Source organism: Streptomyces sp. ID05-26A (assembly GCF_033794685.1).
Taxonomy (GTDB): domain Bacteria; phylum Actinomycetota; class Actinomycetes; order Mycobacteriales; family Pseudonocardiaceae; genus Lentzea.
Map to the genome: position 1 here is coordinate 2,990,414 of NZ_JARAYZ010000001.1, position 19,525 is coordinate 3,009,938.

Below are 19,525 nucleotides of genomic sequence, written 5' to 3' on the forward strand. Positions count from 1 at the left end.
GAAGATCCTGTGACTCAGCCATTGCTGGAGGTCGAGGATCTCCACGTGGAATTCCGCACCCGCGACGGTGTCGCGAAGGTGCTCAACGGCGTTTCGTACCACGTCTCGGCGGGCGAAACCCTCGCCGTGCTGGGCGAATCCGGTTCCGGCAAGTCCGTGACCGCCCAGACGATCATGGGCATCCTGGACACGCCGCCGGGGTTCATCACCAACGGTTCGATCAAGTTCCGCGGTGAGGACCTGCTCAAGCAGACGGCGGAAGAGCGTCGCATGGTTCGTGGCGAGGGCATCGCCATGATCTTCCAGGACGCGCTGTCCGCCCTGAACCCCGTGTTCACGATCGGTTTCCAGATCGAGGAGCAGCTCAAGGTCCGCCGCAGGCTGTCCAAAGCGGACGCCCGCAAGCGGGCGGTCGAGCTCCTCGACCAGGTCAAGATCCCGAACGCCAAGGGCCGCGTCAACGACTACCCGCACCAGTTCTCCGGCGGTATGCGGCAGCGCGCGATGATCGCGATGTCGCTGGCTCTCGACCCGGAGCTGCTGATCGCGGACGAGCCCACGACCGCGCTGGACGTCACCGTGCAGGCCCAGATCATGGACCTGCTGGCGGAGATCCAGAAGGAACGCGACATGGGCATGATCCTGATCACCCACGACCTCGGCGTCGTCGCCGACGTCGCGGACCGGATCTCGGTCATGTACGCGGGCCGCATCGTCGAGCACGCCGACGTCTACGAGCTGTTCCGCGCGCCGGGCCACCCGTACACGGAGTCGCTGCTCGAGTCCCTGCCCCGCGTGGACCTGCGCGGCCAGGAGCTCAAGACGATCAAGGGTCTGCCGCCGTCGCTGACCAACATCCCGCCCGGCTGCCCGTTCAACCCGCGCTGCCCGCGCGTGTTCGACCGGTGCTCCACCGAGGTGCCTGCAGTGCACAACCTCGGCATGGGCCGCACCAGCCGGTGCCACATCGCGGAGGAGGTGGTCGCTCGTGGCTGAGCCGATCCTCGAGGTCGAGAACCTCGTCAAGCACTTCCCGGTCCGCGTCGGCGTGCTGTTCAAGCGCACCGTGGGCCACGTCAAGGCCGTCGACGGCGTCTCGTTCTCGCTCAACAAGGGCGAAACGCTCGGCGTCGTGGGCGAGTCCGGCTGTGGCAAGTCCACGCTGGCCCAGGTGCTGATGCGCCTGGAGCCGCCGACGTCGGGCGTCGCGCGCTTCGAGGGCCGCGACATGTTCGCGATGAAGGGCGCGGAGCTGCGCAAGCTGCGCCGCGACATCCAGATCGTGCTGCAGGACCCGTACACGTCGCTGAACCCGCGCATGACGGTCGGCGACATCGTCGGGGAACCCTTCGAGATCCACACCGAGGTGGCCCCGAAGGGGGACAGGCAGCGCAAGGTCCAGGAACTGCTGGAGACCGTGGGTCTCAACCCGGAGCACATCAACCGGTACCCGCACCAGTTCTCCGGCGGTCAGCGCCAGCGCATCGGCATCGCCCGCGCGCTCGCGTTGAAGCCCAAGGTGATCGTGTGCGACGAGCCGGTGTCCGCTCTGGACGTGTCGATCCAGGCTCAGGTCATGAACCTGCTGGGCGACCTGCAGACGGAGATGGGTCTCTCGTACGTCTTCATCGCGCACGACCTGTCGGTGGTCCGCCACCTGTCGGACCGCGTCGCGGTGATGTACCTCGGCAAGATCGTGGAGATCGGCACCGAGGCGGAGATCTACGAGCGCCCGATGCACCCGTACACGCAGGCCCTGCTGTCCGCGGTGCCGGTGCCGGACCCGACCCAGCGCGGCCGGCGCGACGTCATCCGCCTGACGGGTGACGTGCCCTCGCCGATCGACCCGCCGTCGGGCTGCCGGTTCCGCACGCGGTGCTGGAAGGCGCAGGACATCTGCGCGACCGAGGTTCCCGAGCTGGTGTCGCGCAACGGGGACCACCCCGCGGCGTGCCACTTCGCGGAGGAGCGCGCGGTCGTCTGACCGGTTCTACGTGGATGAGGGGTCGTGCCTGCGGGCGCGGCCCCTCAACTCGTCGAAGGCCCTTGTCGCCGGCGGCCGGCCGACGAACTGCTTGATGGCTTTCGCACATCCGCGAGGGGTGTCGACGCTGGTGTCGACCTCGAAGTCGTAGAGCCCGTGCCGGTGGACGCTCTGAAGCTGTTTCGCCGCGGCACCTGGCGTCCGGTCACCCCGTGCCCGTTCGCGCCGCTCCAGCTCTTCCAGAGGGCAATGCACGCCCACGAGCACGACGTCCAGGCCTTGGAAGACGTCGAGGCAGTCCTGCAGGCGCCACGGTTCGCTCAGCACGTGGTCGACCACGACGTCGTTGCCCGCCTGCGCCATGCCCGCCACCGCGCGGTGGAAGCCGGCCCTCGTGCGCCGCAGGACCTCCTGCTGGGCGGGGCCGTCGAGCTCCCACGTCCGTTCGACGGCGCGCATGGCTCCGAAGGCGTCGACGCTCAGGTGGAAGAACGGGGTGTCCAGCTCCTTCAAGAGCTCCGCGGCGATGCTCGACTTGCCGGAGCTGGACGTCCCGTTGAGGAAGATGATCACTGCCGGGCGAGTTCGGTGAGCGTGACGCCGGGAGCGACCTCGCGGGTGCCGGTCTCGACGAACCCACGCCCGCGGTACAGCTTCAGCGCGGGTTCGTTCTTCGTTCCCGTGCTGACGACCTGCGGCCCGTCCGGCAGCGCGTCGAGGAGTTTCGTCGCGATGCCACGGCGATGAGCCCGCGGGTGCACGACCAGCCGATGGATGTCCACAGTGGATCCGTCGAGCCGGTAGGACACCGCGCCGGCCAGACCCTCCTCGTCGTGGATCCCGAGGAAGGTCTCGCCGCAGGCGCGCAGTTCGGCCTGGGACTCGTGCAGCGGCGGGATGCCGTCGAAGCCGATGAGTTCGGCCTCGACGGCATACGCCAGTCGTTGCACCGTCCAGAGTTCGCGCAGGACGGCGTCGTCGGACAGGTCGAGGATCACGTGCCGGAGGAGTTCCGCACGAACGCCGCCAGGTCCTCGGACTGCTGGACCCTGCTGGGCTCGTGGACGTACATCATGTGGCCGGCCGGGTAGTAGGCCGACTCGATGTTCGCCGTGAGCTCCTTCGGGATCTGCAGGTGCGCGATGAGGTGCTCGGCCGCGAAGTACGGCGTGGCGCCGTCGAACCAGCCGAACGCGACGTGGACCTTGAGGTGCGGGTTCGCCCGCATCGCCGCCGAGAGCTTGCCCGCCGTCGTGACGTGGCGGCCCTCGAACTCCTTGTACGACCAGTTCTCGATGACCCGCGAGAGGACCTCGTACGGCAGGTCGCTCGAGTAGCCGAGTTCGGCGTGCAGGTAGTGGTTGAGCACCGCGGAGTACGGGCCGAGGATCGCGTCGATGGACGGGTCCGCGGAGATGCCCTCACGGCCGTAGTCCGTGTCCCAGCCGGTGAAGCGGGCGTCGATGCGGCCGACGGTCTTGCGGTCGCGGCGCAGCAGTTCGGTGAAGAACCGGATGTGCTCGACGCGCAGGTCGACCGCGTCCACGTACTCCTCGGACAGGCCGGTCAACCGCGCGAGCTTCTCGATCGCCGCAGCGCGTTCGACGTCGGTGAGCCGGTTGCCGCGCGCGAGGGCGTAGGGGTAGTCGCGGACCGCGAACTCCTCGGCCTCGGCGAGCACCTCCTTCAGCGGACGGTCGCCGTGCAGGCCGTGGTAGTTCGCGATGGCCGCGTACGTCGGCAGGAAGAGCGTGTAGGCGAGGTCGTGGCCCTCGTTGAACTCCAGCGTCGCGAAGTCGAGGACGCTCGAGATCAGCATGAGCCCGTTGAGGTACATGCCGTACTTCTTCTGCAGGTGTTCGGCGAGACCGGCCGCGCGGAGCGTGCCGTACGACTCGCCGCAGAGGAACTTCGGGGACATCCAGCGGCCGTTGCGCGAGGTCCAGAGCCGGATGATCTCGGCGATGGACTCGATGTCGGGCTGGTAACCGTGGTAGCTGCCGGGCTTCTCACCCTGCGCGGCCCGGGAGAAGCCGGTCGACACCGGGTCGATGAACACGAGGTCGCTCTCGGCGAGCAGGCTCTCCTCGTTGTCCGCGATCCCGTACGGCGGGGCGGTGAGGTTGCCGACGTCGCCGCTGAGCACCCGGCGGGGTCCGAGGAGCCCCATGTGCAGCCACACGCTCGCAGAACCCGGCCCACCGTTGAACGCGAACGTGACGGGCCGCTTCAACGGGTCGGCGCCGTCGAGCGTGTAGGTGGTCACGAACACCTCTGCCTTGGGCTTGTGGCCCTCGAACACGCCGTCCTTGAGCACTTCTTCCTTGAGCACGATCCGCCCGGTGGTGGCGGTGTAGTTCAGCTCGCGGCCCTTGACGGTGATGCTGTGCTGGGTGGTGACCAGATCATCAGCGGGAGACTCGGGCTTCTCTTCGGTCTTCTCCTCGGACATGGGAGCAACACTACGGAACTCGACGATCGAATAACGGCCTGCCGAGCGTGCCCACGCCTCGTCGCGTGGCGCGAACTCGCCGCTACCGAGAAGCGCGCGGCGTTCAGGGATCAGGACTACTGGGGCAAACCGGTCCCGGGCTTCGGTCCTCTCGACGCGTCGCTGCTCATCGTGGGCCTCGCACCCGCCGCGCACGGCGGCAACCGGACGGGGCGGATGTTCACCGGTGACCCGTCCGGCGACTTCCTGTTCCGCGCGTTGTACGAGGTGGGGATGGCTTCGCAACCCACTTCGGTGTCCGTGGACGACGGTCTCGAGCTCTACGGCGTGCGCATGGCCTCGCCCGTGCGGTGCGCACCGCCCGAGAACAAGCCGACCGCGGCGGAACGGGACCGGTGCTCGCCGTTCCTGCGGGAGGAGATGGGGTTGATGCCCCGGTTGCGGTCCGTGGTGGTGCTCGGCGGGTTCGGGTGGAAGGCGTTCCTGCCGCTGCTGGGGGTCGACCGGCCTCCCCGGTTCGGGCACGGGGTGGAGCTCTCGGCGGGAGGGGTGCGGGTGTTCGGGTGCTATCACGTGTCGCCGCACAACACGTACACCGGACGGCTGACCCAGGAGATGCTGCAGGACGTGCTGAGGCGCGCCTCTGGCCAGGACGTTCCGTTCGAGCAGCAACCGACCAAAGGATCATCCGAAACGCTCTGACGCGTGTCAGGCTGCTCGCCATGAAGTGGTGGCGGGCAGGGGTGGCGGTGGCGGCGTTGCTGATCGTCGTCGTCGCGGCCAGTGGCACGTCGCCCGTCACGTTCGTGAACCGCCTCGACGACCGCCCGCCGCCGCAGGACAGCGCGCCGCAGGTGGACGTGCCGTTGCCGACCGAGCTGCCTGACCTGTTCGCCGTGCCGCTCACGGTGTACCTCGTGCTGCTCGCCGGGCTCGTCCTGTTCGGACTGATCGGGATCGTCCTCGCGTTCGAACTGCCCCGCTGGCGCCGTCGTGGTGTGCGCGGGGTGGAGATCGAGGAGGGCGAGGCGGGGGAGCCGACGGTCGTGGCGCGGGTCGAGAAGGCGTTGCAGGAGTTCACCGAGCACCCGAACCGGCCGCCGCGCGACGCCGTGATCGCCGCCTGGCTCGCGCTCGAGGCCGCGGAGGAACGCCTGCCCCACCAGACGCCCACCGAGTTCACCGAGAAGCTCGGGGTGGACGCCGTGGTGTTGAAGGACCTCTACCGGCGCGCGCGGTACGGGCACGAGGACGTGACCGCGGCACAAGCGGAACAGGCGCAGCAGGAACTGAGTCGCATCGTCCGGGAGCTCGCATGAGAACCGTGCTGGCACTGGTGGTCGGGGTGATCATCGGCGTCGTGATCTGGTGGCTCGGGGCCTCACCCGCGTGGGCCGCGGCGCTGGCCGTGCCGCCGACCGCGTTCGGCGTGCTGGTCACGAGGTTGCCGCGGGCGACGGACATCGTCTGGAGTTCGGCACCGCCGCCGCCCGGTTCGATCAGCAGCGCGCTCGCCGGCACGCTCGCGAGCAGGCTGGACGAGGCGGCGAAGGACCCGCAGCGCTACCGGGAACGGTTCCGCGGCCGGCTCGCACGACTGGGGATCGAGGCGTCCGAGATGCCGGATCCGAAGGAACTCGCGGAAAGGCTCAGGAGGGTCGAGTGACCATTTCGCTGGAGGCCGAGGCCGTCCTCGACGAGATCGGCAAGGTCGTCGTCGGGCGCACGCGGACCGTGCGGCTCGCGCTCGCGGCCGTGCTGGCGGGCGGGCACGTGCTGCTGGAGGACGTGCCGGGGCTGGGCAAGACGCTGATCGCGCGGTCGCTCGCGCAGGCGTTGAGCCTCGAGTTCCGCCGCCTGCAGTGCACGCCGGACCTGCTGCCCGCGGACGTCACCGGGTCGTTCCTCTACGACCCCGGCAGCCGTGAGTTCGAGTTCCACCAGGGACCCGTGTTCACCGGGCTGCTGCTCGCGGACGAGATCAACCGCACGCCGCCGAAGACGCAGTCCGCGTTGCTGGAGGCCATGCAGGAGCGGCAGGTCACGGTCGAAGGGCGCACGTTCCCGCTGCCCAGGCCGTTCCACGTGCTGGCGACCTCGAACCCCGTCGAGTACGAGGGCACCTACCCGTTGCCCGAGGCGCAGCTCGACCGGTTCCTGGTGCGGCTCGACATCGGGTACCCGCCCGCCGAGGAGGAGGTCGAGGTCCTGAGACGGCGGCTCGTGCGGCAGCGGGAGGAGGCCGAGGTCGCGCCGGTGCTCGCGGCCGGACGGCTCGCCGAGCTGCAGGCCGAGCTGGAGAAGTCCACAGTGGACGACGATCTCCTGCGGTACTGCGTCGATCTGGCCGTCGCCACGCGCAACCACCCGTCCGTCGAGGTCGGTGCGTCACCGCGTGGGGCGCAGGGTCTCGTGCTCGTCGCGCGGGCACTGGCCACTTTGGACGATCGCGCGTACGTGACACCCGAGGACGTCAAGGAGTGCGCCGTCGCCGTGCTGGCGCACCGGCTCGTGATGAAGCCCGAGACGTGGACGTCCGGTGTGAGCGGCGTGCAGGTCGTCACCGAGCTGCTCGGCAAGGTCCCGGGCCCGCCCAGCTCATGAGCAGAGCGGACAAGATCAGGGAGGCCTTCGCCCAGTCGCACGGCGCGCACTGGCACCCGACGGACGCGTACTCGCGTGCCGTCTGGCTGGGCGTCGGGCTCGTCGTCGGCGGGATGTTCCTGCACCAGGTCGAGTTGGTGCTGTTCGGCGTGCCGCTGATCCTGTCCGTGCTGCTGACCGACAAACCCCGCGGCAAGCCCGCGGTCAGCGTCCGTCCCGTGCCGCGCGGGGCGGGTATGGGGGTCGCGCACACCGTCGCGCACGTCGACGGCGCGGACGCCGAGATCGCCGTGGTCAAGCTGCCCGGTGGCGCTCGGGCGGTGCCGGCGCACTCGCCCGACCTCCCCGTGGAGATCCGGCGTGACGCCTGGGGGCCGGGCGTCGACCTGCGGCTGGACCACCTGTTCGCCGGGCCGGACGGCATGCACGTCTACGGGCCGATCGTCGGCGTCGAGCACGTCCGCACGATCCTGCCGCCGGTCGAGCACCACCCGTCCGGACCGCTGCCGCCCCGGCCCGCCGGCCTGGTCGGCATCCACCGCTCGCCGCGTCCCGGCGACTCGACCGAGCTGCGCGACATCAGGGCGTTCCAGCCGGGGGACCGGCTCAAGCGCATCGACTGGCGCGTCACGACGCGCACCGGCACCGTGCACGTCCGCGAACGGCACGCCGAGGCCGACGCGGAGATCGTGCTGGCCCTGGACACGCGCGCCGACGTCGGTGCGGACGTGGCGGACTGGGCCTCTCCGCACTACGGGGCGACGACGCGGCCCGGCGGCAGCCTGGACCGCGCGGTGCGGCGGGCGGCGTCGATGGCAGCCGGATACCTGCGGCAGGGCGACCGGGTGGCGTTGATGGACCTGTCCCGCCCGCAGCTCAACGTGCGTTCCGGCGTCGGACGGCGGCACCTGCTGCGGATCCGCACGCAGCTCGTCGTGTGCGTGCAGGCCGCCGGATGGTCGTCACGGGTGGCGTTGCGCAAGCTGCCGCACGGGAGCGTGGTCGTGCTGCTGTCGCCGTTCCTCGACGACGACGTGGCGGAGCTGGCCGTGCAGACGCGCAAGCACGGGCACGTCGTGCTGGCGATCAACACGCTGCCGACGCCGTTGAAGCCCGACGACGAGACGCCGTGGGGTGAGGTCGCGACCGAGATGATCGCCGCGGAGCACCGGCTGCGGCTGCGGCGCATGGCCGAGCACGGGGTGGCGGTGACACGCGAATGCTGATGCGGCTGGCGATCGTGCTCGCGGCGTTGCCCGTGGCCCTGGTCCTGCACCTGGAGTCGTCGTCGATCGTGCCGTTGCTGGTCGTGACGGCACTGACGGCGTTGACCGTGCTGATGCCGGGAAGCGCGGGGGCGGCGTTGCTGATCGGCTACGCGGCGCTGGCGATGGCGTTCGCCGACGGGCACCCGTTGCGACTCGGAGTGCTGATCATGATTCCGGCGTTGCACCTCATTCACGTGACGTCCGCGCTCGCGGCGGTCGTTCCGGTGAAAACGAGAATCGAGCCCGTTGCGCTGAAAGCACCAGCACGCCGGTTCGCCATTGTCCAAGTGATCACATTTGTGGTGACCGCCTTCGCGGCGTTCGTCCCATCGGGTACCGGCATAGGCCTCGTGGAGGTGCTCGGACTGGGGGCTCTGACGGTCGTGATCGGGGTCGTTGCGCTGAGGATCTGAATCGAGACTCTCAGGCAGAACACCTCGACTTCCGGTGGAGGCGCAGGTCAGCCGCGATCGTGTCGGGCATCACCGCGCGACGCCAGTCACAACGGCCCCTTCGGACGCGCGAAAAAGGGGGTCCTGGTGCGACCATGTGTGTATGGCTGCTGTGAAGTCGCACCCCACTCGGATTGTCATCGTCGGTGGTGGATACGTCGGGATGTACACGGCTCTCGGACTGCAGAAGAAACTGCGTTCCGGTGAGGCGTCCGTGACGGTAATCGACCCGCAGCCGCACATGACCTACCAGCCCTTCCTGCCTGAGGCGGCGGCCGGCTCGATCGAGCCGCGCCACGTCGTCGCTCCTTTGCGCAAGGTGCTCAAGCGCTGCCACGTCGTCACCGGCCGCGTCACCAAGATCGAGCACGCGCGCAAGATCGTGACCGCCGAACTGTCGGACGGCCACGTCGAGGAGATCGAGTACGACGTGCTCGTCTCCGCGCTGGGTGCGATCTCACGCACGCTTCCGATCCCCGGCCTGGCCGAGGTCGGCATCGGCATGAAGACGATCGGCGAGGCGATCTACGTCCGCAACCACGTGCTGTCGCGCCTGGACCAGGCCGCGAGCACGAACAACGCGGACCTGCGCAAGAAGCTGCTCAGCTTCGTCGTCATCGGTGGTGGCTTCGCGGGCATCGAGACGCTCGCCGAGCTCGAGGACATGACGCGGTATGCGCTCAAGTACTACGAGGGCATCAAGCCCGAGGAGATGAACTGGGTCCTGGTCGAGGCCGCCGGCCGGATCATGCCCGAGGTCTCCGCCAAGCTCGGCGCGTGGACGGTCGAGGCGCTCGAGAAGCGCGGCATGAAGATCTACCTCGACACCCGCGTGAAGTCGCTCGAGGGCGGCCACGTCATCCTCGACGACGGCACCGAGTTCGACTCGGACACGATCATCTGGACCGCCGGCATGAAGGCGAACCCGGTGCTGCGCAACACGGACCTCCCGCTCGACGAGCGCGGCCGCGTCCGGTGCACCGCCGCCATGCAGGTCCAGGGCCTCGAAGGCGTGTGGGCCGCTGGTGACTGCTCCGCGGTGCCGGACCTCTCGCGCACCGAGGAGGACCCGACGGCGACGTGCGTGCCGAACGCGCAGCACGCCATCCGTCAGTCGAAGCTGCTGTCGAAGAACATCGTCGCGCAGATGCGTGGCCAGAAGCCGAAGGACTACTTCCACAAGTACCTCGGCTCGGTCGCGGGCCTCGGCCTCTACAAGGGCGTGGCGGACGTGTTCGGCCTGCGCTTCAAGGGCCTGCCGGCGTGGTTCATGCACCGCAGCTACCACGTGGCGTTCATGCCGACCGTGAACCGCAAGCTCCGCGTGCTGATGGACTGGACGCAGGCGCTGTTCTACGGCCGCGAGATCGTGGCCCTGGGGCAGATCAACGACCCGAAGTCGGACTTCGACCGGGCAGTTCAGTCCTGACCGCGTGGTGACGGTTTAACGCTCTGTAGTGACGCAATGCCCCGGACGAGCTCCTCGTTCGGGGCATCTCGTTGCTCTCGGGGCGGAACTTGAGCGCCCAATCGGAGTAAGCTCCGGGCGTCGTCTTGACATTGCGTTACGTGTTTCGGAGACTACGGCTGGTGCATCACCTGAATGCGTGATTCGCCATGTGGGGAGAGAGGTGAACCCGATGTCTCTCGAGGAGCTGGCCGCACAGCTTCGTCGCGGCGAGATCGAGGACCCCGCGTTGGCGCAGTACGCCGCAGAGTACGCGCAGGCGGGGCAAGTTTTCCGCAGCAAGAAGGACGATTGAGCAGGTCGGCTGACGGGCGGGTGCCAAGGGCCCCGTCCGAGGCTGCCAGACCACTACTGCTCCAGGGCCAGGAATACCTCTTCCGCTCGCCGCCCAAGTGCCTCGACTTCCAGGAGCAGGTCCACCGCCTCGGCATGGTCGACGAGGGCGACGGCAACCCGCAGCCCTGCGTGCTCGTGCTGGCCCGCGCCGCCGACATGGAGATGAACGAACTCTCCATCGCCCTGGCAGAACGCGGCATCCGCATGGCCCGCATAGATGCCGACCGCTGCGTGGATCTCCCTCTCTCGGTCTACACCGACCAGCCGTTGATCGAACTGGACCGCTGGCTCCTGCGCCCGTTGCTCGTGTGGCGCCGCCACTTCGAACTCTCCGCGGTCCCGGTGGAGCCAGGCACCCTCGCCGGCGCCTACGCCGTCGACCAGTGGGCCTCAGTGGCCAACTGGCTGTCCTCCCGAGCCGACTGGGCTCACGTGAACCCGTCCCGCTTCTCAACGCACCTGGACCGTCTCACGCAGCTTTCCGACGCGTCTTCCTTCGGCTTGCGTGTGCCCCGCACGGCAGTGACGACCCGTCCAGGCCGCACGCGCCCAGGCGGCGGCGCCTGCATCGTCAAAACGGCGGGCCGTCACCTGCTCGAGCCACGCCCAGGCGTGCAACACGGCCTGTTCCCGCGCCCCCTGGAAACCTCCCGCGCCTCGGACGCCCCAGAACCCGCGCCGGTGATCGTCCAGGAGTACGTCCCCTCGGACACGGAACTGCGCGTGTTCGTGGTGGGCGAGCAGTGCATCGCCTACCAGGTCGACAAGCTGGACCCGGCGCAACTCTGGGTGGACCCCGACGCCGTCCGCGTCACGCCGACCTCGGTCCCGTCGTCCCTCTCGGACAAGTTGCTGGCACTGGCCCGCCACTGGCGCGTGCAGGTGGCGGCGTTCGACCTGCTCGTCACCGGTGGAGACCACGTGTTCCTGGAGATCAACGTCAACTGCGACTGGCGCTGGTTCGAGCACAGGGCAGATGACGCGAGCGTCTCCACTGCCGTGCACGACTGGGTGGCGATGCGCTTCAAGGAGCTGCTCGGAGCAGGGAGGGCACGCTGATGTTCGGGTCCGTTCGACGCTTACCCGGATGCTCGCTCTAGTCCAATTCGCTGGGCCGCTCGGGCGAGAAACGACCATCCGCTCACACAAGCCGACGATCAAGGCCTAGGCTCACCGCGCCCCCGTAGCCCAATCGGTAGAGGCAGGTCCCTTAAAAGGATCACAGTACGGGTTCGAATCCCGTCGGGGGCACCAACTAGATCCGCATAAGGATTCGGTGCCTGATCAGGCGTTTCAGGCTTCACGGTCACCGCTTCGGCGATCCGTTCGGCCGTATCGGCTACCTCCGAAAGATGCGCTGGGGGAGCCGGAGAGTAATCAGAAGTTGATCATGGTCATCGTTCAGGCGGACGCCGAGCTGGGTGATCTTGAACAGTTGTCGTAGCAGCAGGTCAGGTGCCTTGCTCAGATCCGTGACCAGGTGCGGAAGGGCGCCGAGCGGCGCGATGTCCTCGGTTGTCGGCCTGGTTGGTACTGCTGTACCAATCGCTGTGGTGTTCGTCACCCCGGAAACCGCCAAGGCACTGGCCACGATCGACTCGCACCGCTCCGGTGGCGGTGGCGTGGTCTCCCTGACCTCGCTCAACTCCTACGCCGGGGTGATCGTCGGCCCACGGGAGGCGGCCCTCGCCAGGACGCTGCTCGCGAGCGACCCGGCGACCGTGCGGGCCGCGGTGAAGGCGAACTGGAACGAGCTGACGGCGCCGGGCACCGACGTCTCCCGTGCCGCGAAGCTGCTCGGGAGGTCGGAACCAGGACCCGCCGCGCCCGGCATCGGGATCTGCGGGTGAACGCGGATGTCCTCGCGACCATCGTTCGCACCAGCAGGACCGGCCCGCTCGCGTGCAGCGCGGCACTGAGCGTGCTGGTCCTGCTGGTGCCGATCGTGTTCGGCGCCGAGCTGGACTTCCTGGACGCGACGCTCACGCTGCACCTCGCGATGGTGGCGATGCTGATCGGCACGGCGTTCGTGCTGGACGATCCCGCCCAGCCGTTGACCGAGGTGCTGCCCTACTCCGCCAGGTACGTCAGGGCGGTCCGCATGGCCCTGACCCTGGTGCCGGTCACGGCGTGCTGGGCGGTGCTGCTGTTGCTCGCGCCGATGACCGTGACCAGTGCGGCCGCCTTCCCGCGGGCAGGCCTCGTGGTGGAGCCGTACGCACTCCTGGCCTGGACGTGGGCGTGCGCCGTTTTCGCCGGCGCACGTCGCGGGGGACGTGGCAGCACGCTCGCGGCCCCCGCGTTGCTCGTGCTGAGCGTGGTGCCTGCGTTGTTGCCGGATCCCGTCGCGTTCTACGTGTCACCGGGTGCGCCCGCCTACGAGGAGTCGAGGCTGCGCTGGGCGGTGCTCCTCGTCCTGGGGCTGATCGCGCTGCTGGTCGTCGTGGCGCGGTGGAGGCCGGTCGCGGCTCGCCGGACGCGTTAGCGTGCGGCGAGTGTCTGTGACGTGTCTGAGGATGAAGACGCTGCCGTGGCGGAGGGTGCGGATGCATGAGGCGAGCGAGCCGGCCGCCGAGGCTGAGTCCACCGGCGCGGCGTCGCCGCAGCCTCCCGGCAGGCACGACCTCGCCCTGCTGGCGGTCGGTGCTGGACTTTCCAACGCGAGTTCGATGCTCACCCTCGTCGGTCTCACCGTCCGGCTGTACGACTCCGGTCCGGGTGCCGTTGCCACCATGTTCGCGGCAGGCACGGTCGGCGGCGTTCTCGGTACCCCCGTCGGGGGCTGGCTCGTAGACCGCTACCGCAACCGGTCGCTGTACGTGTTCATCCTGGTCGCGCAGGCAGTGACGTTGTCCGCGCTGGTCGCGGTCGCCTCGGTGCCCGCCGCGATCATCGCCGGCCTGGCGATCATGGGAATGCTCGGCGCGATGGCCACGACGTGCACCTCCGTGCTCGTCGCGAGGATCAATTCCGAGGACGACGGTGTGCGCGGGTTCTCGTGGCTCAGCACCGCCCGCACAGCAGGCGCCATGGCCGGAACGCTGCTCGGTGGGGTGGTGGCCGCAGGACCGGGTCTCGAGGTCGCGCTGGCGATCGACGCCGTGGCGTCCTTGCTGCAGGCCTTCCTCATCTCGCGCATCCGCACCGACCGCGACCCTCGGGTGCACGACCGTTTCCCGGGCACGTCGCGCCGCTCGCTCGCCGGGCTCGCGCAACTGGGCCGGGACAGGGTGCTGACCGTCCGGCTGGCGGCCCACGTCGTGACGATGACGGCGATGACGATCGCCCTGGCGAACGAGATCTTCCTCGTCACCGAGGTGATGCGGCAGAACGAGGTGTTCTACGGCTTCGTGGTCACGTGCTGGGGCATCGGCGTCCTGGCGGGTGCCGTGGTGACCAGGCGGCTCAAGGGCATCGACGCGTTGCTGCGCGCGTACCTCATCGGCACCGGCGTGATGGCGGCGGCGTTCGCGGTGACAGCTCTGTTCCCCCATCCCGTCGTCAACGCGGTCGCGTGGATCACCGGTGGCGGTTGCGCGGCCGTTCAGAACGTCACCCTCATGGCCTTGGTGCAGAAACGCACCCCGGAGGCCTACAAGGGCCGTGTCTACTCGGCGGCCGGCACTACTTTGATCATCGCGAACACCGTCGGCTACCTGTCAGCCGGCCCGGTGATCGCGCTGGCGGGACCGAGGAACACCCTCTTCATCGCCGCGGCCCTGATCGTTCCGGCGACACTGGCGATGGTGGTCGTCGTCTTCCGCGAACGCGTCGGGAGCGAGCCCGTGGTAGCTGAGAACACCTGTTCGTGATCACAGCGTTGGAGCGCTCTGCCTGTGCGACTGCGCCTGGTCGAGTAACGCGTGGAGGGGCTCCATGCGATCTTGAGATCACTGATCGCGTCAACAGTCGGCCGCAGGCCGTCGTGAGGGTGGTGGCCCGCTCCCCATGCGTGAGCTTCTTCGTGACGTCCTGCTGCTGCAGCCCGCGTGGCACTCCAAGAACACGCCCGAGATGGAGAAGCGCGGCCGGCTCGTTCGGCGTGACGTGGCGAACTGGTTGCGGGCGCAGTTGCCCGCCGTCGCGCAGGCGGTGCCGGACGAGATCGACGACTGGGCCGCCGAGGGCAGTGACGGTGCTGGGCTCAAGTCCGAGATTCCCTGGGCTCGCGTGCACTCGGCCAGTCTGTCGCCGTCCGCGACGCTGGGCTGGTACGTCGTCTACCTGTTCGGGGCTCGGGGTGATCGGGTCTACCTGTCGTTGATGCAGGGGGCGACGCTGTGGCGGAACGGGGAGTTCCAGCCTCGGCCTCGTCAGGACCTCTGGCAGCGCTCGGGGTGGGCGCGGGCCGCGTTGGCGGCGAGTTTGTCGGTGCGCGCGGATCTGGTCGAGAAGATCGAGCTCGGGGCGCGCAAGTCGAACCTGGGGCGTGCGTACGAGGACGGGAACGTCGTCGCGTTCGAGTATTCGTTGGAGGACTTGCCTTCTGACGACGTGCTCGCCGCCGATCTGGTCTTCCTCTGCTCCGTCCTCAGCGAGTTGTACGAGCTCGCGGTCGTCGATCTTCCTCCTGGCGACCCGGCCCCCGAGATCGTCGACGCGGAGGTCGAGGCCGAGCGCTCGGCGGGGAAGGCCCGCCGCGGGCAAGGGCTTCGGCTGGACGCCGGGGAGCGGATCGCGATCGAACGGCGTGCTGTCGACCTCGCGACGCAGCACCTCGTGGCGCAGGGGTACTCGGTCAAGGACGTCGGTGCCACCAAGTCCTACGACCTCGATGCCCGGCGCGGTGAGGAGCACCTGTTCGTCGAGGTCAAGGGCACCACGACGAAGTGGACGGACGCGTCCGAGATCATCCTGACGAAGAACGAGGTCGACCTCCACCTGCGCGAGTACCCGCACACCATGCTGGTGGTGGTCAGCCGCATCGTGCTCGACCACTCGGTCACGCCGCCGACGGCTTCGGGTGGCGAGCTGCGGGTCGTTCACCCGTGGCAGGTCCTGGTGCCGAACCTGACGCCGATGTCCTACCGGTACGTCGTCGGCGAGTGACGCTAACGTTGGCCCCGTGGTTGTTCCGGGGGTCCTGCACCGCGTCTTCGCCTTCCTGATCATGCCCGCGCTCGGCTACCTGCTGGGCGCGACGATCTTCACCCACTTCTGGGACAAGCCGGACGCCGAGAACGTCGACCGGGCCGATCTCGTCGTCATCGCACTCTCGTGCCAGCAGCACGGGCCGATCACGTTGCGCGGCTTCGGTTTTGTGCACGAGTGCCGGGCCAGGGTGGAGAACAGGAACAACAGCAGCGCCACGATCGCCACGGTGCGCGGGTTTCTCGAACCGCACCTCATCGGCCAACCGCTGGCGGTGCGCGAGTTCGTGCGTGGTGAGCTGACCCCGGAACGGCCCTACGCGTGGTGGGGCTGGGTCTTGCTCCTGTCGTTCGTCATCGTCTGGCTCTACGTGTCCATTTGGGTCACCAGGTCGGCCGGGCTGTCACCCCTCCGTCGACCACGAGATCGTGCCCTGTGATCCACCGGGCCAGGTCCGAGGCGAGGAACACGCAGGCGTCACCGACGTCCTCCGGCGTGCCCAGCCGGCCCAACGGCGCTGCCGCCTGCCACCGTGCCACGCCGGAAGGCCACTGCTCTTCGATGCCGTGACGGGCGATGAGGCCGGGCGAGACCGTGTTCACGCGGATGCCGCGCGGGCCGTACTCCAGCGCGGCGGCGCGGGCGTGCATGATCAGGCCCGCCTTCGAGGCGGCGTAGTGGGCGTGGCCCGGCGCCGGGTGGGTGCCCTCGATCGACGCGATGTGCGTGACCGAGCCACCGGCCGGTAGCAACTCCGCGGCGGCCTGGGTCACGGCGAAAGGTGCCATCAGGTTGGTGTCCATCACGGACTGCCATTGCGCGGATGTCATGTCCGGCAACGGTTCCACCGGTTGGACACCCGCGCTGTTGACGACCGCGTCGAGGCGGCCGTGACGGGCGAAGGCGTCGTCGACCACGCGCTTGGCCGACGTGCGCAGGTCGCCGTCGTCCGTGCCGCTGTGGCTCACGATTCGAGCACCCGCGGCGCTGAACCGGCGGACGATGCCGGCGCCGATGGTGCCGTGGCTTCCGGTGACCAGGACGACCTTGCCGTTGAGATCGATCACGAGACGATGCCCTCCACGCGAGTAACCAACCAGTCGACGATCTCACCCCGGCCCGCGACGAAGGCATTCGCGGCCACTTCGACGAACCTGCCACCGGCTGAGCGCACGAGCACCGCGCCCGCCGCTGTGTCCCAGGGGAACACGCCGATGTTCGCCGCCGCGTCCGCACGGCCGGCCGCCACCCAGGCGAGCGAGAGGGCCGTCGAGTAGATACGACGGACGTCGGCCACGGCCAGCAACGAGCCCAGCAGGTCCATCTCACCGGTGTACGGGCTGCCGGGGAGCGGGATGTCGGTCAGCACCAACGGCCGTGGACTCGCCCCCGGAGGGACGACCAGACCGGTCGACCGAACGCTGAACGGCACGCCCGAAGCAGCCGTGAACAGTTCGTCGCGGAACGGGTCGAGCACGCAGCCCGCGACCAGTACCCCGTCCACCGCGGCGGCGACCGAGATGCACGACAGCGGCAGCCCGCGCACGAAGTTCCTGGTGCCGTCGATCGGGTCGACGAACCAGGTGACGGGGGCCGACGAACTCCCGAGCTCCTCGCCGACCACCGCCGAGCCCGGCGCACCGGAGACCAGGGCGGACCGCAGGAACGTCTCCAGTTCGACGTCGGCGTTGCTGACCTGGTCGAACGTGCCTTTCGCAGCGACCTCGACCTGGACGGAGCGCAGCAACGACGCGGCGTCCACGCAGGACGACACCGCCAGCGAGAGGAGATCACGAGGAGTCACGCGGCCCATTGTGATCGGTCACAAACACGACCGGATGACTCTGGGTTATGTCCTACCCGCGACAGTGACCTGAGCCACCACGATGAGCTGACCTGACAACGACGTTGGAGGATCGGATGCGAATCGTGGCCGGGTTGGCTGTCGTGGCGATGTTGGTCGCCGGAACAAGCACCGCGCAGGCGGACACGCTCGACTACGTGGCATTGGGGGACTCGGCGGCGGCCGGACCGCTGATTCCGAACCAGGACCCGGCGCTGTGGTGCCTGCGGAGCAGCAACAACAACTACCCGCAGGTCGCGGCGAAGATCCTCAACGCGACGCTGACCGACGTCAGCTGTTCCGGGGCCAAGACGACGGACTTCGCGCAACGGCAGTTCGGGTTCGTGAAGCCGCAGTACGACGCGCTGAAGTCCACGACGGACCTCGTGTCGATCACCATCGGCGGTAACGACGTCGGCCTCGTGCAGACCGCGCTGGGCTGCATCAACCTGCTGCCCGAGCCCATCGGGCTGTCCTGCGAGGACCGGCTGACGAGCGGCGGTGACCAGGTCGCCGCAGCCATCGGCAAGTGGGCGCCGGAGTTCGGGAAGGCCCTCGACGAGGTCAAGCGCCGGGCGCCGCACGCGAAGATCCTCGTCACCGGTTACGGCACCTACATCCGTCCCGGCGGCTGCTACCCGGTTCAGCCCATCTGGGCGCGCGACGCCGACTACCTGCAGGGTTCGGTGAACCTGCTCAGCGCCACGGCCAAGCAGGAGGCGGAGAAGCGCGGGGCGACCTACGTGGATCTCGCGGCCGTCAGCGTCGGGCACGACACGTGCGCCAAGCCGTCCGAGCGGTATCTCGAAGGGCTGATCCCGACGACGATCGCGGCGCCGCTGCACCCCAACGCCCAGGGCATGGCGGCTTTCGGGGCTACGGTCGCGCGCGCCGCGCAGCAAGCGCAGCCGTCAAAAGCGTGACGTGCTCGATCCGCGTCGGGTCCAGGCCGGTCAGTTCGGCGACGCGGCGCAGCCGGTAGTCCACGGTGTTCGGGTGCACGTGCAGTTCCGTGGCGGCCGGCCTGCGGGAGCCCCGGCGCAGGTAGACCTCGAGCGTCTGCACCAGTTCGTCGGTCAGCGGCGCGACGATCTCCGCCAACGGCCCGAGCGCCGCACTGGGCCGGGAGAGCTGGTACTCCAGCAGGACATCGGTCAGCCGGTACAGGCCCGGCCCTGATCGCAGAGCGACGGCCAGCACCTCGCGTGCCAGCACGGCGGCGGCCGCGACCCCGGAGGGTGGGGCCGCGACCGCCGCCACGGTCGGTGTCACCCCGGACGCCCTCGTCACGTCCGCCACGATCCGTTCCAGCGGCAGGTCCTCGCCAGGCAGCAACGCGAGGCCGCCTTCGGGCGTGAGCGACGACAGCACCGGCTCCCGGCTGTGCCGCTCCAGTTCGGCCCGCAGCCGGCGGAGCTTGCGCCGGGACGCGATCGCCGCGTCGACGCCGGGCAGCAGTTCGTCGGGGTGCGGCGGTACGTCCAGCGCCAGCACCACGAAAGGTCCTTGCGCCTCAACGGTTCCGGCGAGCAGGCCGGTCAGCAGCGTGGCCCGCGCGGAGCGGTCGTCGTCGAACATCGTCTGGCGCTCGTCGAGGTACCCGGCGCTCACCACGGGCGTCACGAGCTGCAGGTACCGCAGCGCCAACGCGTTGAGCGCCAGCACGTCCCGCACCTCCTCCGGCCGCGCCTCGGGCACCAGCGTCTCCCACACGACCTGGATGCCCACGTGGTACGCCGTGAGCACCACGTCGATCGGCACGCCCTCCTCGGCCCGCCGCGCCGCCGACTCGCGCAGGAACCGCAGCTCCTCGGCCGAGGGCAGCGAACCGGAGGCCAGCACCTCGGCGAACGCGCGCAAGGCGTGCTCTGTGACGCGGTAGATGTCGCCGGCCAGCTCCTCCGCGGGCAGTTGGGAGTACGCGGGCACGCGTTCCACCAGTGCCGCGATCACCTGCCGCACGAACGACGGCATCTCCGCGACGAGCCGTGCCGCCAGCGGCCGTCCGCCGATCACGTAGGACATCC

Annotated in this window: 23 protein-coding genes and 1 tRNA gene; 18 read left to right on the forward strand and 6 right to left on the reverse strand. The window is 69.1% G+C overall.

Annotated elements, in window-relative coordinates; translation table 11 throughout:
* The first annotated feature begins 9 nt into the window (after positions 1-9).
* Together PV646_RS14830 and PV646_RS14835 are read left to right on the forward strand one after the other, a co-directional pair.
* A complete protein-coding gene (locus PV646_RS14830) occupies positions 10-996 on the forward strand; it encodes an ABC transporter ATP-binding protein (protein WP_500341984.1) in 987 nt (328 codons plus the stop codon).
* Positions 989-1,984, forward strand: coding sequence for an ABC transporter ATP-binding protein (locus tag PV646_RS14835; RefSeq protein ID WP_500341985.1), 996 nt, complete (start codon positions 989-991; stop codon positions 1,982-1,984). Before PV646_RS14830 ends, PV646_RS14835 begins: the two co-directional genes overlap by 8 nt.
* A gap of 6 nt (positions 1,985-1,990) precedes the next feature.
* Here the strand turns inward: PV646_RS14835 and PV646_RS14840 are convergent, their stop codons facing one another.
* The 3 genes from PV646_RS14840 to PV646_RS14850 are packed head-to-tail and all read right to left on the reverse strand — an operon-like array spanning position 1,991 to position 4,436.
* On the reverse strand, positions 1,991-2,557 hold the full coding sequence (locus PV646_RS14840) for a chloramphenicol phosphotransferase CPT family protein (protein ID WP_500341986.1): 567 nt from the start codon (positions 2,555-2,557) through the stop codon (positions 1,991-1,993).
* Complete coding sequence (locus PV646_RS14845; protein ID WP_500341987.1) at positions 2,554-2,982, reverse strand: GNAT family N-acetyltransferase; 429 nt, start codon at positions 2,980-2,982, stop codon at positions 2,554-2,556. Before PV646_RS14845 ends, PV646_RS14840 begins: the two co-directional genes overlap by 4 nt.
* Positions 2,979-4,436, reverse strand: a complete 1,458-nt coding sequence (locus PV646_RS14850; RefSeq protein WP_500341988.1) for a S10 family peptidase — start codon at positions 4,434-4,436, stop codon at positions 2,979-2,981. Before PV646_RS14850 ends, PV646_RS14845 begins: the two co-directional genes overlap by 4 nt.
* Between PV646_RS14850 and PV646_RS14855 the strand changes: the two genes are divergently transcribed.
* From PV646_RS14855 to PV646_RS14925, 15 genes are all read left to right on the forward strand, one after another.
* On the forward strand, positions 4,392-5,138 hold the full coding sequence (locus tag PV646_RS14855) for a uracil-DNA glycosylase (RefSeq protein WP_500342399.1): 747 nt from the start codon (positions 4,392-4,394) through the stop codon (positions 5,136-5,138). The genes PV646_RS14850 and PV646_RS14855 overlap by 45 nt on opposite strands.
* A gap of 20 nt (positions 5,139-5,158) precedes the next feature.
* Entirely contained in the window at positions 5,159-5,755 is a 597-nt protein-coding gene (locus PV646_RS14860) for a DUF4129 domain-containing protein (RefSeq protein ID WP_500341989.1), read from the forward strand.
* The gene (locus PV646_RS14865) at positions 5,752-6,102 is read left to right on the forward strand and encodes a hypothetical protein (RefSeq protein WP_500341990.1); all 351 of its coding nucleotides are present in this window, start codon (positions 5,752-5,754) and stop codon (positions 6,100-6,102) included. Before PV646_RS14860 ends, PV646_RS14865 begins: the two co-directional genes overlap by 4 nt.
* Positions 6,099-7,040 carry an AAA family ATPase gene (locus PV646_RS14870; RefSeq protein ID WP_500341991.1) on the forward strand — a complete coding sequence of 314 codons (942 nt, stop codon included), beginning with the start codon at positions 6,099-6,101 and terminating at the stop codon, positions 7,038-7,040. Before PV646_RS14865 ends, PV646_RS14870 begins: the two co-directional genes overlap by 4 nt.
* Positions 7,037-8,266 carry a DUF58 domain-containing protein gene (locus PV646_RS14875; RefSeq protein ID WP_500341992.1) on the forward strand — a complete coding sequence of 410 codons (1,230 nt, stop codon included), beginning with the start codon at positions 7,037-7,039 and terminating at the stop codon, positions 8,264-8,266. Before PV646_RS14870 ends, PV646_RS14875 begins: the two co-directional genes overlap by 4 nt.
* A complete protein-coding gene (locus PV646_RS14880; RefSeq protein WP_500341993.1) occupies positions 8,260-8,721 on the forward strand; it encodes a hypothetical protein in 462 nt (153 codons plus the stop codon). The genes PV646_RS14875 and PV646_RS14880 overlap by 7 nt, the downstream gene beginning before the upstream one ends.
* A gap of 142 nt (positions 8,722-8,863) precedes the next feature.
* Complete coding sequence (locus PV646_RS14885; protein ID WP_189158137.1) at positions 8,864-10,189, forward strand: NAD(P)/FAD-dependent oxidoreductase; 1,326 nt, start codon at positions 8,864-8,866, stop codon at positions 10,187-10,189.
* Positions 10,190-10,400: 211 nt separating this feature from the next.
* Positions 10,401-10,523, forward strand: a complete 123-nt coding sequence (locus PV646_RS14890) for a hypothetical protein (RefSeq protein WP_256238980.1) — start codon at positions 10,401-10,403, stop codon at positions 10,521-10,523.
* Positions 10,520-11,623: an ATP-grasp domain-containing protein gene (locus PV646_RS14895; RefSeq protein WP_500341994.1), complete on the forward strand. Its 1,104-nt coding sequence runs from the start codon at positions 10,520-10,522 to the stop codon at positions 11,621-11,623. Before PV646_RS14890 ends, PV646_RS14895 begins: the two co-directional genes overlap by 4 nt.
* Positions 11,624-11,741: 118 nt before the next feature.
* Positions 11,742-11,818: transfer RNA gene (locus tag PV646_RS14900), tRNA-Leu, on the forward strand.
* Between the two features lie 299 nt (positions 11,819-12,117).
* The gene (locus tag PV646_RS14905; protein WP_500341995.1) at positions 12,118-12,414 is read left to right on the forward strand and encodes a hypothetical protein; all 297 of its coding nucleotides are present in this window, start codon (positions 12,118-12,120) and stop codon (positions 12,412-12,414) included.
* Positions 12,411-13,049, forward strand: coding sequence for a hypothetical protein (locus PV646_RS14910; RefSeq protein ID WP_500341996.1), 639 nt, complete (start codon positions 12,411-12,413; stop codon positions 13,047-13,049). The genes PV646_RS14905 and PV646_RS14910 overlap by 4 nt, the downstream gene beginning before the upstream one ends.
* Before the next feature lie 61 nt (positions 13,050-13,110).
* Positions 13,111-14,376: an MFS transporter gene (locus PV646_RS14915; protein ID WP_500341997.1), complete on the forward strand. Its 1,266-nt coding sequence runs from the start codon at positions 13,111-13,113 to the stop codon at positions 14,374-14,376.
* Positions 14,377-14,512: 136 nt separating this feature from the next.
* Entirely contained in the window at positions 14,513-15,613 is a 1,101-nt protein-coding gene (locus PV646_RS14920; RefSeq protein ID WP_500341998.1) for an MrcB family domain-containing protein, read from the forward strand.
* A gap of 16 nt (positions 15,614-15,629) precedes the next feature.
* Positions 15,630-16,094, forward strand: a complete 465-nt coding sequence (locus PV646_RS14925) for a DUF6346 domain-containing protein (protein ID WP_500341999.1) — start codon at positions 15,630-15,632, stop codon at positions 16,092-16,094.
* Here PV646_RS14925 and PV646_RS14930 read toward each other — a convergent pair.
* Positions 16,039-16,722, reverse strand: coding sequence for an SDR family NAD(P)-dependent oxidoreductase (locus tag PV646_RS14930; protein ID WP_500342000.1), 684 nt, complete (start codon positions 16,720-16,722; stop codon positions 16,039-16,041). The two genes, PV646_RS14925 and PV646_RS14930, sit on opposite strands and share 56 nt — an antisense overlap.
* Positions 16,719-17,459: an inositol monophosphatase family protein gene (locus tag PV646_RS14935; RefSeq protein WP_500342001.1), complete on the reverse strand. Its 741-nt coding sequence runs from the start codon at positions 17,457-17,459 to the stop codon at positions 16,719-16,721. Before PV646_RS14935 ends, PV646_RS14930 begins: the two co-directional genes overlap by 4 nt.
* Positions 17,460-17,575: 116 nt before the next feature.
* Here PV646_RS14935 and PV646_RS14940 point away from each other — a divergent pair, with 116 nt between their 5' ends.
* A complete protein-coding gene (locus tag PV646_RS14940; RefSeq protein WP_500342002.1) occupies positions 17,576-18,421 on the forward strand; it encodes an SGNH/GDSL hydrolase family protein in 846 nt (281 codons plus the stop codon).
* On the opposite strand, the gene PV646_RS14945 is transcribed toward PV646_RS14940, so the two are convergent.
* The gene (locus PV646_RS14945) at positions 18,375-19,523 is read right to left on the reverse strand and encodes a PucR family transcriptional regulator (protein ID WP_500342003.1); all 1,149 of its coding nucleotides are present in this window, start codon (positions 19,521-19,523) and stop codon (positions 18,375-18,377) included. The genes PV646_RS14940 and PV646_RS14945 overlap by 47 nt on opposite strands.
* Between the last annotated feature and the right edge of the window lie 2 nt (positions 19,524-19,525).

Bases quoted from the DNA above. Each gene is read 5' to 3' on its own strand.
- PV646_RS14850 (WP_500341988.1), bottom strand. From the start codon at position 4,436: ATGTCCGAGGAGAAGACCGAAGAGAAGCCCGAGTCTCCCGCTGATGAT.
- PV646_RS14860 (WP_500341989.1), top strand. From the start codon at position 5,159: ATGAAGTGGTGGCGGGCAGGGGTGGCGGTGGCGGCGTTGCTGATCGTC.
- PV646_RS14865 (WP_500341990.1), top strand. From the start codon at position 5,752: ATGAGAACCGTGCTGGCACTGGTGGTCGGGGTGATCATCGGCGTCGTG.
- PV646_RS14875 (WP_500341992.1), top strand. From the start codon at position 7,037: ATGAGCAGAGCGGACAAGATCAGGGAGGCCTTCGCCCAGTCGCACGGC.
- PV646_RS14880 (WP_500341993.1), top strand. From the start codon at position 8,260: ATGCTGATGCGGCTGGCGATCGTGCTCGCGGCGTTGCCCGTGGCCCTG.
- PV646_RS14885 (WP_189158137.1), top strand. From the start codon at position 8,864: ATGGCTGCTGTGAAGTCGCACCCCACTCGGATTGTCATCGTCGGTGGT.
- PV646_RS14890 (WP_256238980.1), top strand. From the start codon at position 10,401: ATGTCTCTCGAGGAGCTGGCCGCACAGCTTCGTCGCGGCGAGATCGAG.
- PV646_RS14915 (WP_500341997.1), top strand. From the start codon at position 13,111: ATGCATGAGGCGAGCGAGCCGGCCGCCGAGGCTGAGTCCACCGGCGCG.
- PV646_RS14920 (WP_500341998.1), top strand. From the start codon at position 14,513: ATGCGTGAGCTTCTTCGTGACGTCCTGCTGCTGCAGCCCGCGTGGCAC.
- PV646_RS14940 (WP_500342002.1), top strand. From the start codon at position 17,576: ATGCGAATCGTGGCCGGGTTGGCTGTCGTGGCGATGTTGGTCGCCGGA.
- PV646_RS14945 (WP_500342003.1), bottom strand. From the start codon at position 19,523: ATGTCCTACGTGATCGGCGGACGGCCGCTGGCGGCACGGCTCGTCGCG.